The following is a 14,821-nucleotide window of genomic DNA, read 5'->3' on the forward strand; positions in this document are numbered from 1 at the left end:
ATCATCACTATCAAATAGATATACTTTAATCTTCCGCCCAAAATTTAACATATTTTGGGCTGTTTTTATCGGATTTCTCTTAACATTCAACACTTTTGCCTCACTATAAGTATATTTTTTATCAATGTCCACCCTTAAGTGCGACCTCAAAAGCACCGTAGGGAGGGGAGTTAAACCAATAATGTTTTCCACCAATCGGCTGGTGATATAAAGTCATTAGCTGATATTCTCAATTTGAATATCTCGCGGATTTTTCAAAATAAAAGTCTCATTTTCTTTAACCAAATCACCCGTACAAATTACAGGTAAGCGTTCTTGGTAAGCTTTGATTGCCAAAATATAATCATGGTCGAGCAGTTCAGTTTTGATTTTGCGTAGTTTATCAAACACTGGACAAACAATGGTAATTTCACCACTGAATTTATCGGCGTTGGGAGTTGCAATTTGCGTGACAAAGCCTTGAATTGTGAGATGAGGATAATTCTTCAGAAATTCACTTAAGATTTCGAGGGGAGAAAGATTTTCGGAATCTGCTACTGTTTCGATAAGTTCACGAATTCTCGGAAGATAATCTCCTAAATCTTTTGTGTTTGGTAGTAAGATTTCAAATTCTCCTTTTTGTGCTTCCTTGTGCCAGATTGTGGCATTATCAAGAAAAGCTCGGTCTTCTTGCCAACCGTGAGATTGCAAATACTCTCTTAGTTGTTGTGGTTCTATATTTTTGATAATTTCCGCATCTTGCACTGTAACTTTCATGGTTGTACTCCTTGACCGATACCTTGCATAATTGACTGGAGAGCAGCGACTGTAAATTGATTATTTCTTGGCATGGTGACAGTTACAGTCGATGTGTTTTGTGTTTCGGGCATTCCTCGCAGTGATAACCAATAGCCGCAATACCTCATACAAAGTTCTTGTTCTGATTGTTGCACCCACTCGCCTAAGTTGTCGGGAAGTAAAACTACAATTAAGATTCTAGGAACGGCAAAGTCAACCATTCGTAAATCATTGTAGTTTTTCAGTTTGAGAGGGTAGCGGATAGCGTTATCGTTGAGGACATCCCTTGATGTTGATTTTAGCTGCAATTCTAAGCGAGGCGCACGGATGCGTCCCATAATACCTGTAGCTGCTATTCCCCAGTCTACGCTGTCGTCGTCTACGGCTGGTTTGTAGAGAGAATAACCTGCAACACTGGTGATGGCTTGGAGATATGCGTTGCTAAATTGTTCTTTCTGTTGATTGATGTCCACTAATAATTGGGTTTATTTTGGATGCAATTTTGAGTTTACATTGTCTTTGCTGCTATTTTCTCAGCTTCTTTGACGCGGATTTCGCCTGATAAGAGTTTGGGTAGTAGGGTGTCGCGGATAGATGCGAGGGTGCGGGATTCTGTTAAATTAGAAAGTATTTTATAAATATTTGGTTTAACTATTTTGTCAAAAATCAAAATCTGTTTATTTGAAGTAATTATGATTTTTAATTGTGCAAGCAATTTAGTTGTCAAGCTTCCCCTAGAACTATGTGAATCGGAAATCTGGCGAAATTCTTGATAACGTTGAGCGAGATTGAAGAAAAGATACATATCTGAAATGATATTAGGATTTGCTTTTAAAGCAACAATTGATTGATTAATATAACTATCAATCATTAAAAGAGATGTTTGACCTCGCGTATTTCCTTGTCCAGCACTAGCTATCACTGTAGTACCGGATTTCGCTAAACGTGTGCTTGAATTTGTTACTCCTAGAGAAGTTATTGTTTTTTCTGTTATATCGATGAACTTCTTTCTAGTCTCACCAGATGACAGCCAAGCAATATTCCCATTCCAGTATTCTAAATTGTTTGTACTTGGAGTACCTCCACTGTAAATACTTTCACAAGACTCGGAAAGCGTTGCCACCCTCCACCCCTTCGGAATGATCCCCAACGCCGACTCCTCAAACTCATCAGGGAAAAATTCAGCAGTTGCAGCATCCATCCCTGCGGGTTGTCGTCCTTCCATCTTGGCGCGAACGGGGTCAAAGTCCACAAACCAGGATTTGAAGATTGCCTGTGCCATTGCTTCAAGCGTCTGGTTCATCTCCCGGTTCAGTTCGATTTTGTCATCGAGTATGCCGATGATGTGGGCGATCGCTTTTTGTTCAGGGAGAGGGGGAAGATGTGGAATTTTTAGGTTGCGAATGTCTGACATATTGATATGTGAGACAGTTGAGCCTTCTGAGTGACTCACCATTTCATGCCGCATCTTTGGTGTCAGCAGCCCACAGGGTTTGCTCAAAACTTAATTTCGCTCCGTTGCCATTCTTCGGTTCGGTTTTTTTCTGACCACGCGCCACTAAATATTACTCCTCAAGATAATCTGCGATCGCTGCTAAATCGGATATTGCCCTGTTAAACCGATTTAACATCGCTTCTGCTACTTCTGGTTCGCCGTTAACAGTTGCTAACTTTTGCCGTACATCACGGTCTAGAGCTTCTACCCACAGTGACATACCTGTGCGACGGATTGCAGTTAATAACCCCATATTCGTTAAGACAGCCAAATGAAAACCAACTTGGTTTTGTCCCCCGTAGCCGAGGTATCCATCGCTCAGTTCCAACTTCTCTGGGGTAAATTCGTTGTATTGGTCAAAAGTAATACTAGCAGGTTCAAGCCTCGGTTGTGGGAGTTCTGGTTTATCGTTTGTCATGATAAATGCAAGCTGCAAGCTATTTATAAGTTTTTGGATTTAAATCAGCAGTAATTTTTTACTGCAAAAATTAATGTATTTGTATTATAATTACTGTATTTTCTACTGCGATTTTTGCAGTAATTTTGCGGTTTCTTTAATCAAAGCCCTGAGTAACTTGGCTTTTGTTAGCCCTGTATATTCGATAAGATGTTCTAGCTGCTCATAGGTTTCTGGATCTAAATCAACAGTGATCCGAGTTATTTTTGCTGGCTGCTGTTTCTTAATTTTTTCGAGTAAATTAGGGGTTGATTTTTGAGAAGATTTCTGGAGTTGTTTTACCTGCCGTTCTGGTTTTAGTTTTGCAGTAGGCTCTGGTTCCAGTTCCTGCAAATTAATTTCAGATAGCAAATCTGTTAGAGAATTCCGAGATTTTTTATTCATTTAGCTAGCCTCAGAATTTCCAAAAATAATTTGTGGTAATCCTCTTGAGCTTCCTGTGACCCCTTCATTCCCCAAACAGTAGTTTTTTGGAGGAAGCAATCAGCGATCGCTTGGCGCTGATAAATTACTTGTTTAAACCCAGTGATACCCAGTTGAGTGATGACTTCTTGGGCTTCCCGAAGCAATTTAGTATTTTTAATTGCTCTGTTGACGAAAATCCCAGCCTTGGGCAACCCCTGCCTAGCATTTTGAATTTGCCGCACCATCTTTACCGCCGACGCTGCTGACATCAAATCCAGTCCGCTAGGGGTAATCGGAATTACTGTAATTTTTGCAGTAAGCAATGTGCATCTGGTGGCATCACCGAGATTACCAGCATTGTCCACTATCAGAAAATCTGCTTCTTTTTCAAGTTGAGGAATTTCTTCAGCCAGCGTATCAGGGTCGATAATCCGGTGGACGGGAATATCCAACTCCAAGGATTCTAACCATGTTGATGTACTGCCCTGACCATCGGCATCAACAACTATTACTTTCTTCTTTTTGATAGCCACCAACCAGTAAATAAAATGCACGGCAGTGCTAGATTTGCCCACGCCGCCCTTAAGATTCGCAAAACAGATTACTGTCATTTTTACTGCATTATCTTACTGCAATTCCACTATAGCCGATGGGCAATGCAGTAGAATAATGCAGTAGATTTCACATCCTTAATTCTTTTTAAAGAGAATTCCCATTCTTAGTATTATTAGATTTGCCAAATAAATGGTAATTGGTACTTATAAGTGGATGTTTTGGAATGAAAACTCGCAATGCTTTCGTCACGTTAACGATTTGTGTACTGTTGGCACTCACAACTACTTTCTTCGTGAATATGCACAAAGTCTTATCTCAACCGATAACGGATTGTCGCAAACTTGTGACAGGCACATACCTCACGACAACAAACTCTCCTGAGTTCGGTTCGTTTCGTGGGATTTCAACGTACACCGAAGATGGCAACTTTTTTTTCAGTAGTTCGAGCCAAAGCGGTGTTCCCGGTTCCCAACCGTTTGGTAATATACAAGGCAGTTGGAAGTGTATCTCTTCCAGAGAGATTACTGGCACGACACTCCAATTCAATTACCCAACAGCAACGTTACCCGGCTCAATTAGCAGAGGCAATTTTCGTGCGACTTTTGATCCGAAAGCTGAGACAGTGCAAGCAACAATAACATTTCGTATCTTCTCACTAAAAGCAAATCCGCTCGTAGATTATGCCCCGGTAGCGGGAACGTTCACTCTCACTGGGCAACGTGTAAAACCTTGATAGAACCGGCTGCAAGGTATTGATGAATTTGACTATTGCTGGTTAACTCCTGTCCTCTGGGTTAAATCAGGTTAAAAACTGGGTTGAGTGATTGAGTCATATTCCCAATTTGGGAAAAACCAAGTACGGAGAATTTAATCGATGATCATCCTTGAAAAAAACTTTGTGATTTACTGAAATTGACTTTGACGTTTCACAGATGGTAGCAGTAGAAAAAATGCTTGCATATTCGTAGTAGTATCAGCATGATTCTTGATATCAATTTTTATACAACGTCAAAAAATTGGAGTCATCTGAATGTCTACATTTACCGTCACTAACATCAACAACAGTGGTGCAGGTTCACTGCGGCAGGGAATTCTAAATGCGGATCTCGCTGGCGGAACAAATATCATCAATTTTGGTGGACTGTTTTCTGATGGGCTGGCTCATATGATCAATCTGACTGGTAGTAGTCTCAGTATCACAGACAACCTTACCATTCAAGGCACAAATCCCAGCAAACTAACAATTAAGGATGATAGTCCTGACCGTGTTTTTGATATTGGCAGTGGTGCAACATCTGCAATCAACGGGCTGACTATTACCAATAGCTACGATGGCACAGGAGGAGGAGGTGCCATATCCAATGAAGGCATCCTGACCTTGAGCAATAGCATCATCACTGGCAACAGCGCAAAGATCAACACAACAGATGGCGGATACCTCCTCGGCCAGGGTGGCGGCATTTACAACACTGGCAGCCTGACCGTGAATCACAGCATCATCAGTAACAATACTGCAAGTAGCGGCGGGGGCGGTATTTACAACACTGGCAGCCTAACAGTCAACCACAGCAGCATCACTGACAACACTGCAAGTAGCGGTGGCGGCGGCATCGAAAGCAACTATAGTAATCCCACCATAACAACCGTTAACTACAGCACCATCGCTGGCAACACAGCAAGTACTGGTCTCGGCGGCGGAATTTACAACACTGGTGGCAGCCTGATCGTGAATCACAGCATCATCAGTAACAACACTGCAAATGGCGGCAGTGCCAGCATCGGCAACTTCTACGGCAGTGGCGGCGGCATTTATAATACTGACAGCTTGACCGTGAACTACAGCATCATCAGTAACAATACTGCAAATAGCGGCGGCGGGATCGAAGGCCGCTATTATAGCAATACAACAGTGAACAACAGCATCATCAGTGGCAACACTGCAAATAACGGCGGCGGCATCTACATTGACATTTCGGAGGATAGCCAAACTTTATCAGTTAGTAATAGCAGTATTAGTGACAACACGGCAAGTTTTAGTGGCGGCGGGATCGGTGTTGGCGACTACGAGGACGCCTACAGTGGTATTACTATAACCGTGAGTAATAGTATCATTAGTGGCAACTCGGCACTAAAAGGCAACGGCGGTGGGATCTATGATGGTGCCGGCGGCGGCGGGAGCTATGATACTACTGGCGCGATCATCATATCTATTCCCGGCTTAACCCCTAATACTTTAAATGTAATTAACAGCATCATCAGTAACAATTCGGCAGGAACAGACGGCGGCGGCATCTATAATTATTCTGAAGTGCAGAATGATATTCCTAATTTCACGTCCAGCACTATAAATGTGACTAACAGCATCATTAATGGCAATTCGGCAGGGGCAGACGGCGGCAGCATCTATAATTTGGGTATTTTAATTGTAACTAACAGTACCATTAGTGGCAATACGGCACTTAAAGGTGGAGGCGGCATCTATAACGGTGGCTTTACCTATCCTGTCTACAAATCACCTGATAGGGTAAGTTATGGCAACCTGACTGTGAGCAATAGCACTATTAGTGACAATCATGCATCCACTGGAGGTGGCATCTACAATTATGGAACCCTACTGATGAATTACAGCACCATCAGTAATAACTATGCCACGGACAACGGCGGCGGCATCTACAACTCTAGCTTTAATGAGTTCAGCATCTCCTACCCTGGCTTTAACGAGTCCAGCAGCTACAATATATTAGGTATCGTTACTGTAAGTCATAGCAGGATTAGTGGTAATACAGCAGGGACATCTGGCGGTGGGATCTACAATGATGCCGACCAAGACTTTGGGAAGATAGTGGAATTTCTTGAAAGCAGTGATAATTCGGTTACTATTACATACAAGGGCTTAGGCATCGTTAACGTGAACCACAGCAGTATTAGTGGCAATCAGGCACACTTTGGCGGTGGCATCTACAACAATGCCACCTTAACAGTAGGCAATAGCATTATCAGGCACAATAAAGCTTTCGGGATCGAACTCAGTTCTGGTCAAGAAGAGTCTGGCAGGGGTGGCGGGATTTACAACTCTAACTCTAGCTATGCCACGACCACAATAGATTACAGCACCATTGCTTGTAACTTTGACACACCCGAAGAGGATTCAAATAAGTTTATCAAGCTTGATAATCTCGTAGGTAAATTCATCACCAAAGGTTCATTCGTGAGAGTTTAAACCGATATTAATCTAATAAGACTTTTAAGCTTAACTCGGTTTCTGTTCCGATCATACTTCCCCCGAAATCCTCGTAATAGTCTCGATGAGTTGATTTTGGGGGATTGGTTTGATTGCTTTTTTCTCTGTCCATGATTCTCTCACCCGGCGATCGCATTAACAACTCCAACTAATTTTTCCCCAATTGGGGAATAGATTACTGGCAAGGAATTTGCTGTAATGCCTGTAAATACGGGATTACAGGATTTTTACTCATGGGCGAACTCTAAATTAGTCAACCCAGATGCGATGCTTTCGGTGTTCTCGTTGCCATCGCACAGAAAAGATGGAGGGAGTTTGAGCAAGCCTTGTTAAATTAAACTCCCCAGCATTGCGGTAATAATAGGTTATTCATTTTTGCGTAGCTTGCCGCCTTTGGCATCGCTTGACTTAAAGGGGAAGAGGAGAAACTTTTCTGCCTTAAACTTCTCGCCATTTCGACGAATAACGGTAACAAACTCATCTCCAGCAATTACTTCAAATACGCTTACTTGTTCTCCAAGATAGTCCACCCTATCCCCGGTTTTCCATTGAAATACATGGATGCCATTATTGACATTATTCTTATCAGGTAACGGCGAGGTGGGCTGAACTATCACCAGGGCTTCCGGTACTGTACTTTCCCCTGTGCTGGTGTCAGATAACACGCACTTGTTTAAATTCTCAGCAGATTCGGCTAAATTCTCAATGGTTGGGGTATTCTCTGATAAGTTCGGTTCCTGAGCTTCCGGCTTAGGGGCAAGCTCTTTCAGATGCTTTACTGACTTATGTTCTTCGGGTGAGAGTTTTTCCCAGACGGCTTTCTTAAACTCTTTTTTCCATTTCTCAGTCAACGCGGCAATTATCGCCCAATCTGAATCAGCGATCGCCTCTCGAATATACTCAGCATTATCGTCAACTTTCTCAGGATCTACCAAAATCCCTGGAGGATACAGACTATCTGGATTTTGTTCCGCGACAATAATCACAGCATCATTTATATGAGTTATTTGCTCAAAGGTGTATTCCACTAGCACCCTAGACCACTCATCCTGGTCAGCTTCAATAACTATCTCACCCAGTTTCAAGTTATCGTCCCACGCATCATCTATTCTCTTCCGCAGTGGTTCGCTGGCAGTGATGTGCTGTGGATTAGCATCTTGGATAGGTTCTAGCACTGTAACCGCGTTACTCGTTGTAACCGATGCGGCGTCTGTGGTGGTTACAGGCTGAAAGTCTTGATTTTCCTCAGTTTTTTCATTTTCCAATGGGGTGTAACCAGTGTAACCGGAGTTTTGGTTACAAGGTTCAATTCCTGGAGTGGTTGGATTTACTATGGTGTTGAATTTTTTTTCATCTTCTTTTTCTTTTTCTAATTCATTTTTATTGGTTACATGGTTACAGTTAGTATTTGAAGGCTCAAAGTCCCTTATTTCATCAGGGTTTGAGGGTGTAACCGGATTCTGGTTACAGGTGGTTACAGTGGTTACGGGAGTGGTTACAGGCTTATCTGTGTTTCCTCCCTCATCCCAGAGTGATGCTGGAATCAGCCAAGCTTTTCTGGGTAGGGTTTCCGGTAGATAGGGATTAATCTCATTTCCATCGGCATCTGTCCGTGGAACTAGCAATGCGCGTTTATAAGCTAGTACTTCGTCACGAGTGCAAGAGAAACGAGACGTTATGTTAGTTATGCCACCCGCTTTGATAACCAAGGCTTTTAGTGAACGCTCGTTGTAAGTTGCTGGTTTGAATCTGTGATCGAGTAACTTCCAAGCATCGTGAGCGTAAAGTGCGTGATATAGCTGTCCGTCGCGCTCAACGTTGCGTTTGAAGTTCCAGTCACCGATTAAATTTTCTGCTTCTAGTGTCAGGATTTTATCTAGGTAGTCTTTGAGGGAATCACCACTCGCATCGCTATCATTTTCAGAATTACAGCAATTCTCTATTACCCATTGCTTTATGTTTTCAGCACCACCCGTCATGTCTACGATTTTTTGAGCGTACCAAGTGACAATTGCAAGGTTTTGGGCAATCCGGGCGTGGGCGTATGGCAGATACTGCAATAACTCTGACTCAATCTCATCGATAGCTTTTTTGGGATAACCAAGTGCTATCAGCTGTGGAAATGCACCGCTTGCTTCTGCCTGTGCTGCTTTCAGTTCTTGAAATGCTGCTTTATCGCCACCAGTAGCCACATCATAAGGAATCCGCGTAATTCGGGTGTAAGTTGCGGCTTGCTCTCCGCCAAGTACGTGGTTGCTTATTATCGCCATTGGGGAGTGAGGAGTTTGTTGGTTGCCCCGAACTCGGCGTGGCTTGCGATTAAACCAGTTTTTAGCTAGTTCCTCAGTTTCTGAGCATCGTGGTGGATCATCCCAAAAGAAAGGTATCGAGCCTAACCTAGAGCCAAGCTCATACAGAGCAGATGTGCTGACTCTCACAAGTATTCCGAGTTCTGGCCAATTCTTACCGATTAGTGATGCTGCCGTTTCAGATCCTATAGTCTTGAGACTTCCAGCTACCCCGTAGCCATTGCCAATTGGAAAAGAACTTTCCTGAGCAAATATTTCTTGAGAGTTCAGCCCCGCTACTGTCCAGCCAATCGTTAATAGAAGCTGGTATATGTTCTTTTCCCCAAAGAATCCGCGAGATGCATCGATAAGCCTTTTTACTGGAGTTTAGACTAAGCCATACAAAATGACCCAGCAGGGCTGAGTTAATCAGAGACTTAGCAAAAGTATGAATAATCTAAGGTATTAAACAGCAACAGATGCTTCTTTACGTGGTCGTGTTACTGTTTTTTTAACAATCGGGCATCGGTTTTTACGGTGACGCTTTTTTCCTGCTTCCCAACCAGGGGACTTTCCGCGAGGTTTGGGTGGAAGGGCTGGAGTACCAATCAGCGCAAAAACTCCACCCATAGCTTGAGCGACTCGTCCAGGAGTCAAATTATCGAGTGACTTCTGCCAAGGTAAAGGATTATCAGTCACAATATCAGGAGCTAACCACAACTCCCAAGTCATAAAAGGCATTAAGTCACTCCACCGCTCGCATTGTTTAGGAGTGCCTAGCTTGGGAACAGTCCAATGTAAGCGTTGTTTCAAAAAACGATACCAGTGTTCAACGGTAAAGCGACGCAAGTAAAGTCGCCAAACTTCTTCTATTGAAGGCATTTCCTCTCCCACCCAAGCCAACCACAAAGGTTTTAACAATCTCAAGTGACCTTGTGCATTGAGACGTTCAACCCGCAGGAGTAACATCGGACGCGCTGCCGCTTTACGGAAATGTAAATTCTTCCAGAGGCTAACCCTTACTCGTTGTAGTTTCGGATCATCCAATTCTAAAACAGATTCTGCATCACTCCATGTCGTGGACTCATTAAGTTTGAATTTAGACCCGTGTTTTTTGGGTCGTCCTTTACCCGAATAAGCTTCAGGTTCACCCCATAAACAAAGATTTGAGCGCAATCTTACCAGAATATCTGCGGGAATACTGGCAGTTTTCAACACAAAAGGCGCACACCCATATTCACTATCCCAAACTGAAATTGGTCTAACGGCTAAATGTTTACACACCTGTTTAAGTTCTGGAGTTTAGACTAGGCAATAAGAAAAGACTCAGCAACGCTGAGTTGAAAAGAAACAGACTTCAGATATGAAAATCTACAGCACTAAGCAGATTCTGATTGCTCTTTGCGAGGCTTGGTTGTAGTTTTTTTTACTATGGGGTAGCGAATTCTACGTTTACGTGGTTGATCGGTCTTCCAGCCTGGAGACTTTCCGCGAGGTTTGGGTGGACGGGTAGGAGTACCAATCACCGCGAAAACTCCTCCCATAGCTTGAGCAACTCGTCCGGGGGTCAATTTGTCAAAAGACTTCTGCCAAGGTAGAGGATTGTCAGCAACGATATCACGGGCTAACCACAATTCCCAAGTCATCAGAGGCATCAAGTCACTCCAGCGCTCACATTGTTTGGGAGTACTTAATTTAGGCACAGTCCAATGTAAAGGTTGTTTTAAAAAGCGATACCAGTGGTCAATGGTAAAGCGACGCAAGTAAAGTCGCCAAATTTCTTCTATTGGAGGCATTTCTTCTCCTACCCAAGCTAACCACAAAGGTTTCGATATTCGTTGATTACCTTGTTCGTCAATACGTTCAACTCTGATCATTGACATCGAGCGTGTCGCCGCTTTACGGAAATGCAGATTTTTCCAAAGGCTAACCCGTACCCGTTTTAGTTTCGGATCGTCTACCTCGAAGACAGATGCTGCTTCACCCCATGTTGTTGGTTCATTCAACTTGAACTTATCACCATGTTTTCTGGGACAGCCCTTGCCAGAATAAGCTCCTGGTTCGCCCCATAAACACAAATTTGAACGCAACCGAACGAGAATATCTGCGGGAATACTGGCCGTCCTTGGCTCTACCTAAATATTTGTGGGCTACTTGACGAAACTCTTCAAGTCTGGCATTTTTCATGTTGGTAGGTGAGTAATGGTAGTTCTTTTCTCACCTTCCGCCAAAAGGGGGACTGTATTCAATCAGACACCCCTTTTTTTCTTGATCATTCCCCATCTAGCCTCAGCCCAGAGATAATGATAATCAAATTAGCGGGGGTGGGAGAGAAACGAGCGATGCTCGTTTCTCTCCCACCATTTTAATGATTATCATTATTGTATTATAATGTGAATAAATATACTACATGATTATTAAAGGTCGCGGATGCTTTGAGGCTAACTGGAGAATATTTTTAATCTCTAAGTTCCTTTTGATTTGCGTTCTCTCATATCGCTTTTAGTCTAAACTCCAGGATTTAGCGCATTAGAAAAAAGTTTTAACAGAGGCTACAAAGAAGCTATCGATACAATTGCTTTTGTTCCTAACGAAAACGGAGAATTGCTAAAAGTTAGCCAATCTATTTTTGATAAAACCAATATTTCTAATGTGATTAGCAAGCAAACATTCATAAATTACATCAATCAAAAACTGCAAAATAATTTTACCATTCAGTCTTTGGTATCAGATATCAAACCTATAGATGCTTTGAGCAGAATAGGGGTTAAGATATTTGATATTGATGATTTAGAAAGTCTTTTGGTGTCTGATGTTTTTATAAATGAACACCAATTAGAAGATAATTTTACACTTGTTTCATTTATGTATAAACAATCACACAGTTTAAATCAGGATGAAAAAATTATTTGGAATGAAAAATTAAAGAATACACCATTTATTTTTGATCAGAACCAAAAAATTAAAAGTCCCAAACATATTTATTTTCCTTCTGTTGAGTTTTCAGAAGATTTTAGTTCGGATATAAGTATAATCCACAGTGATGTACTTACTCAAATTAATCAAAATTCTAGCATTAAGAATTGGCTTTAATATTTAGGAGTGAAAGAACCTTCGGATTTGAGCTTTATAGAAAAAACGATTATTGCTCAAGCCGAAACTTATATTACTGAAGAAAATGCTTTACAAATTGGAAGATACCTTTTTAATGCCCATAAAAAAGGTAGATTGCACGAGCAACATTATGAAGGATTACAAAAGCTGAAAATTCTAACTCAAGATAAAAACTTGATTTCTGCCGAAACTGCTTATTTATCTGATTTTTATGAGCCAGAGTTACGTATTGAATCCATTTATAAGTATGATTTTTACGTTTCTAATACATATTTTGAAAACCCAGATATAAAATGATGAAGATTTAGGTAGAAAAGGTGAGGAGTTTGTTTATGAAGAGCTAAAGAGAATCTACAGTCAAAAATATAATTATTCTATACAAGAAACTGAAACTGGTTTCCAAATAATCAGCATAAAAGAAACTGTGACATAGGATAAAATAATAAACACATTAGAAGTTTTTTGGCTTAATAAACAGCAGAATACAACTGCAAATCACGACTTTAAAGTTGTAGAGGATGGAAAAGAGATATACATTGATAGCAAAGCAACTCCATATAGCAAAAATGAAGAGAAAATACCTTTCTATATTTCAACTAAAGAATTTGCTCTAATGGAAACAGCAGAAACATATTTAATAGCAAGAGTGTTCAATATTACCACAGATCCAACACTGATATTTATAAAATTAGAAATAGCTCATCTTGACTAACTGAAAACGATAAATAAGTCAACACATAACAATTGCATTTATGTTTATTGTTTCTGCCTAAAAAAATGCCGTTTATCAGTTTGATTAACGCTATTTAACAAGTCCAACAGCAATCGCCCCCACCTCTGCCTCCCCCGCTCTCAGTATTTCCTTATTTCTGTAAATACGCTTTTACTGTTGAGTTCCATAGTGCTGCTCTAACAAGTCTCGCAGCAGATCAGCCATTGTTACCCCTGCATCTACTGCTTGACGTTTAATTGCTTTATGCAAAGATTCAGGGATATCCAAGGTTAAACGCTTCATTTTTTCAGGTTGCGCTTGCTCCGGTTGGGATACAACAGACTCGCGATCGCTCACCCATTGCTCTAAATCTACGGATTGGAGTGCTTCAGGTTTTTTCCCAAAATTGACCTTTTTCGCTGACATTTATTCAACCCCCAGTTTCAATAATTCATTTACCAGCGCTTTTACTTCCTTGGCAGCAGAACCATTCTTGTCAACTTCAAAAACCGTATTGCCTGATGCTGCCGATTCCGCAAACACAACTCGCTGGCTGATAGCTGACTTCAACACTGGGAAGGGGTACTGCTCAAGCGCTTCCACTACATCCCGTCCAATTGCCGTATTTACGATTTTACGATTAATTACAAATACAGCTTTAATGTTTTCTTTAAATACAGAAGCTTCTGTGATCAGTTTGATAACTTCAACAGCTGCCCAAATATCATAAGGACTGGGTTGAATAGGAATCACAACCAAATCTGCCGCAATAATTGCACTTCGTGCTAAATCCGAGACTCGCGGCGGGCCATCAATCACCACATGGTCATAATCTTTTGCAAGGGTTGGTAAATCACGGTGAATGGTAGGGCGGTCTAATCCGACTACTGGAAATGGGGGTTTCTCTCCACGTGCTGCTGCCCAATCTCGTGATGACCCTTGTGGATCTGCATCTACTAACAACACATTGTGACCTTTCAACACCAGCCCATGACTTATATGAATCGCCAGTGTTGTCTTGCCCACGCCACCTTTTTGGTTCTGTACTGAAATAATCATTTCTGTAAATAAAGGAAATCGTATTTATACATTTACAGAAAATTGGTCTTTTGGGTAGGGTGCGATCGCTATAGCCGATAACGAAGTTTATCGGCGATTAAATCAAAAGAATAAACCCTACCAAAGCGGGGCAGGGTTATTAATATAATGTTGTTGTATCTATGTTGACACATAACCAGCAGACTCCCACTAGGAGCATGGCTGATATTGCCAACACCGCGCAGCTTGTCTCGCTGTGGTTGGCGACTAAACGCAGTAAAGAATCTCACCGTGCTTATGAAAACGATATTCGCTGTTTTTTCGGTTTTCTGTTGAGCGAGAATCCTCTTCAAGTGCGGTTAAATGATATCGACTTGCGGACTATCAATATAAATGATGTTCAAGCTTTCGCAGATTTTTTAGAGGTTCACCCCACTATAACCGGAAAGCCTCTAGCACCAGCCAGCCGCGCAAGGAGAATTTCTGCTGTTAAAAGTCTTTTAAATTACGGCTGCAAAATTAAATATTTATCCTTCAACGCCGCTGATGATACCTTGCTGCCCAAAGCTAAAGATACACTCGCCGAGCGGATTCTTAGTGAAATGGAAGTAATGACGATGGTAGCACTTACCACTAAGGAGCGCGATGTCGCTTTGATTCAATTCCTCTACTACACCGGGGCTAGGGCGTGTTTTCAAACTATAACCATAACAGAATGGAGGCGATGGTAATCATAGCT

Annotated in this window: 18 protein-coding genes; 7 read left to right on the top strand and 11 right to left on the bottom strand. The window is 41.7% G+C overall.

All coding sequences use genetic code 11. From position 1 onward, the window contains the following. Window positions 1-216: 216 nt before the first annotated feature. From HWQ38_RS00135 to HWQ38_RS00160, 6 genes are all read right to left on the bottom strand, one after another. Window positions 217-756: a hypothetical protein gene (locus HWQ38_RS00135; RefSeq protein ID WP_292788880.1), complete on the bottom strand. Its 540-nt coding sequence runs from the start codon at window positions 754-756 to the stop codon at window positions 217-219. Then, window positions 753-1,250, bottom strand: coding sequence for a DUF4365 domain-containing protein (locus HWQ38_RS00140; protein WP_292788883.1), 498 nt, complete (start codon window positions 1,248-1,250; stop codon window positions 753-755). The genes HWQ38_RS00135 and HWQ38_RS00140 overlap by 4 nt, the downstream gene beginning before the upstream one ends. 35 nt (window positions 1,251-1,285) lie before the next feature. Next, complete coding sequence (locus HWQ38_RS00145; RefSeq protein ID WP_292788886.1) at window positions 1,286-2,191, bottom strand: restriction endonuclease subunit S; 906 nt, start codon at window positions 2,189-2,191, stop codon at window positions 1,286-1,288. A gap of 151 nt (window positions 2,192-2,342) precedes the next feature. After that, a complete protein-coding gene (locus tag HWQ38_RS00150; RefSeq protein WP_292788889.1) occupies window positions 2,343-2,690 on the bottom strand; it encodes a hypothetical protein in 348 nt (115 codons plus the stop codon). 102 nt (window positions 2,691-2,792) lie between these two features. Next, window positions 2,793-3,113 carry a ribbon-helix-helix protein, CopG family gene (locus tag HWQ38_RS00155; protein WP_292788892.1) on the bottom strand — a complete coding sequence of 107 codons (321 nt, stop codon included), beginning with the start codon at window positions 3,111-3,113 and terminating at the stop codon, window positions 2,793-2,795. Then, entirely contained in the window at window positions 3,110-3,745 is a 636-nt protein-coding gene (locus HWQ38_RS00160; protein WP_292788895.1) for an AAA family ATPase, read from the bottom strand. The genes HWQ38_RS00155 and HWQ38_RS00160 overlap by 4 nt, the downstream gene beginning before the upstream one ends. Before the next feature lie 167 nt (window positions 3,746-3,912). On the opposite strand from HWQ38_RS00160, the gene HWQ38_RS00165 reads away from it, so the two are divergent. Together HWQ38_RS00165 and HWQ38_RS00170 are read left to right on the top strand one after the other, a co-directional pair. Further along, window positions 3,913-4,422 carry a hypothetical protein gene (locus tag HWQ38_RS00165; protein WP_292788898.1) on the top strand — a complete coding sequence of 170 codons (510 nt, stop codon included), beginning with the start codon at window positions 3,913-3,915 and terminating at the stop codon, window positions 4,420-4,422. Between the two features lie 297 nt (window positions 4,423-4,719). Further along, window positions 4,720-6,909 carry a hypothetical protein gene (locus tag HWQ38_RS00170; RefSeq protein ID WP_292788901.1) on the top strand — a complete coding sequence of 730 codons (2,190 nt, stop codon included), beginning with the start codon at window positions 4,720-4,722 and terminating at the stop codon, window positions 6,907-6,909. Between the two features lie 386 nt (window positions 6,910-7,295). On the opposite strand, the gene HWQ38_RS00175 is transcribed toward HWQ38_RS00170, so the two are convergent. Continuing rightward, a complete protein-coding gene (locus HWQ38_RS00175) occupies window positions 7,296-9,200 on the bottom strand; it encodes a hypothetical protein (RefSeq protein ID WP_292788904.1) in 1,905 nt (634 codons plus the stop codon). 22 nt (window positions 9,201-9,222) lie between these two features. Between HWQ38_RS00175 and HWQ38_RS00180 the strand changes: the two genes are divergently transcribed. Continuing rightward, complete coding sequence (locus tag HWQ38_RS00180; protein WP_292788908.1) at window positions 9,223-9,456, top strand: hypothetical protein; 234 nt, start codon at window positions 9,223-9,225, stop codon at window positions 9,454-9,456. Window positions 9,457-9,683: 227 nt separating this feature from the next. Here the strand turns inward: HWQ38_RS00180 and HWQ38_RS00185 are convergent, their stop codons facing one another. Together HWQ38_RS00185 and HWQ38_RS00190 are read right to left on the bottom strand one after the other, a co-directional pair. Then, window positions 9,684-10,502 carry a hypothetical protein gene (locus HWQ38_RS00185; protein ID WP_292788911.1) on the bottom strand — a complete coding sequence of 273 codons (819 nt, stop codon included), beginning with the start codon at window positions 10,500-10,502 and terminating at the stop codon, window positions 9,684-9,686. A gap of 95 nt (window positions 10,503-10,597) precedes the next feature. After that, window positions 10,598-11,308 (bottom strand): hypothetical protein, encoded by a 711-nt coding sequence (locus tag HWQ38_RS00190; RefSeq protein ID WP_292788913.1) that lies wholly within the window; start codon window positions 11,306-11,308, stop codon window positions 10,598-10,600. Window positions 11,309-11,822: 514 nt separating this feature from the next. On the opposite strand from HWQ38_RS00190, the gene HWQ38_RS00195 reads away from it, so the two are divergent. From HWQ38_RS00195 to HWQ38_RS40295, 3 genes are all read left to right on the top strand, one after another. Then, window positions 11,823-12,311 carry a hypothetical protein gene (locus tag HWQ38_RS00195; RefSeq protein ID WP_292788915.1) on the top strand — a complete coding sequence of 163 codons (489 nt, stop codon included), beginning with the start codon at window positions 11,823-11,825 and terminating at the stop codon, window positions 12,309-12,311. 9 nt (window positions 12,312-12,320) lie between these two features. Then, window positions 12,321-12,629, top strand: coding sequence for a hypothetical protein (locus HWQ38_RS00200; RefSeq protein ID WP_292788918.1), 309 nt, complete (start codon window positions 12,321-12,323; stop codon window positions 12,627-12,629). A 145-nt stretch (window positions 12,630-12,774) separates the two neighbouring features. After that, entirely contained in the window at window positions 12,775-13,044 is a 270-nt protein-coding gene (locus HWQ38_RS40295; RefSeq protein ID WP_366933194.1) for a DUF3883 domain-containing protein, read from the top strand. A 171-nt stretch (window positions 13,045-13,215) separates the two neighbouring features. Here HWQ38_RS40295 and HWQ38_RS00205 read toward each other — a convergent pair whose 3' ends face one another. Continuing rightward, window positions 13,216-13,470 carry a CopG family transcriptional regulator gene (locus HWQ38_RS00205; protein WP_292788921.1) on the bottom strand — a complete coding sequence of 85 codons (255 nt, stop codon included), beginning with the start codon at window positions 13,468-13,470 and terminating at the stop codon, window positions 13,216-13,218. Then, entirely contained in the window at window positions 13,471-14,103 is a 633-nt protein-coding gene (parA, locus tag HWQ38_RS00210; RefSeq protein ID WP_292788924.1) for a ParA family partition ATPase, read from the bottom strand. Window positions 14,104-14,264: 161 nt separating this feature from the next. On the opposite strand from parA, the gene HWQ38_RS00215 reads away from it, so the two are divergent. Further along, window positions 14,265-14,813: a site-specific integrase gene (locus HWQ38_RS00215; RefSeq protein WP_292788926.1), complete on the top strand. Its 549-nt coding sequence runs from the start codon at window positions 14,265-14,267 to the stop codon at window positions 14,811-14,813. The last annotated feature ends 8 nt before the right edge of the window (window positions 14,814-14,821 follow it).

This window comes from Nostoc sp. NMS7 (assembly GCF_017115085.1).
Lineage (GTDB): Bacteria > Cyanobacteriota > Cyanobacteriia > Cyanobacteriales > Nostocaceae > Nostoc.

Bases quoted from the DNA above. Each gene is read 5' to 3' on its own strand.
- HWQ38_RS00135 (WP_292788880.1), bottom strand. From the start codon at position 756: ATGAAAGTTACAGTGCAAGATGCGGAAATTATCAAAAATATAGAACCA.
- HWQ38_RS00145 (WP_292788886.1), bottom strand. From the start codon at position 2,191: ATGTCAGACATTCGCAACCTAAAAATTCCACATCTTCCCCCTCTCCCT.
- HWQ38_RS00150 (WP_292788889.1), bottom strand. From the start codon at position 2,690: ATGACAAACGATAAACCAGAACTCCCACAACCGAGGCTTGAACCTGCT.
- HWQ38_RS00155 (WP_292788892.1), bottom strand. From the start codon at position 3,113: ATGAATAAAAAATCTCGGAATTCTCTAACAGATTTGCTATCTGAAATT.
- HWQ38_RS00160 (WP_292788895.1), bottom strand. From the start codon at position 3,745: ATGACAGTAATCTGTTTTGCGAATCTTAAGGGCGGCGTGGGCAAATCT.
- HWQ38_RS00165 (WP_292788898.1), top strand. From the start codon at position 3,913: ATGAAAACTCGCAATGCTTTCGTCACGTTAACGATTTGTGTACTGTTG.
- HWQ38_RS00170 (WP_292788901.1), top strand. From the start codon at position 4,720: ATGTCTACATTTACCGTCACTAACATCAACAACAGTGGTGCAGGTTCA.
- HWQ38_RS00175 (WP_292788904.1), bottom strand. From the start codon at position 9,200: ATGGCGATAATAAGCAACCACGTACTTGGCGGAGAGCAAGCCGCAACT.
- HWQ38_RS00205 (WP_292788921.1), bottom strand. From the start codon at position 13,470: ATGTCAGCGAAAAAGGTCAATTTTGGGAAAAAACCTGAAGCACTCCAA.
- parA (WP_292788924.1), bottom strand. From the start codon at position 14,103: ATGATTATTTCAGTACAGAACCAAAAAGGTGGCGTGGGCAAGACAACA.
- HWQ38_RS00215 (WP_292788926.1), top strand. From the start codon at position 14,265: ATGTTGACACATAACCAGCAGACTCCCACTAGGAGCATGGCTGATATT.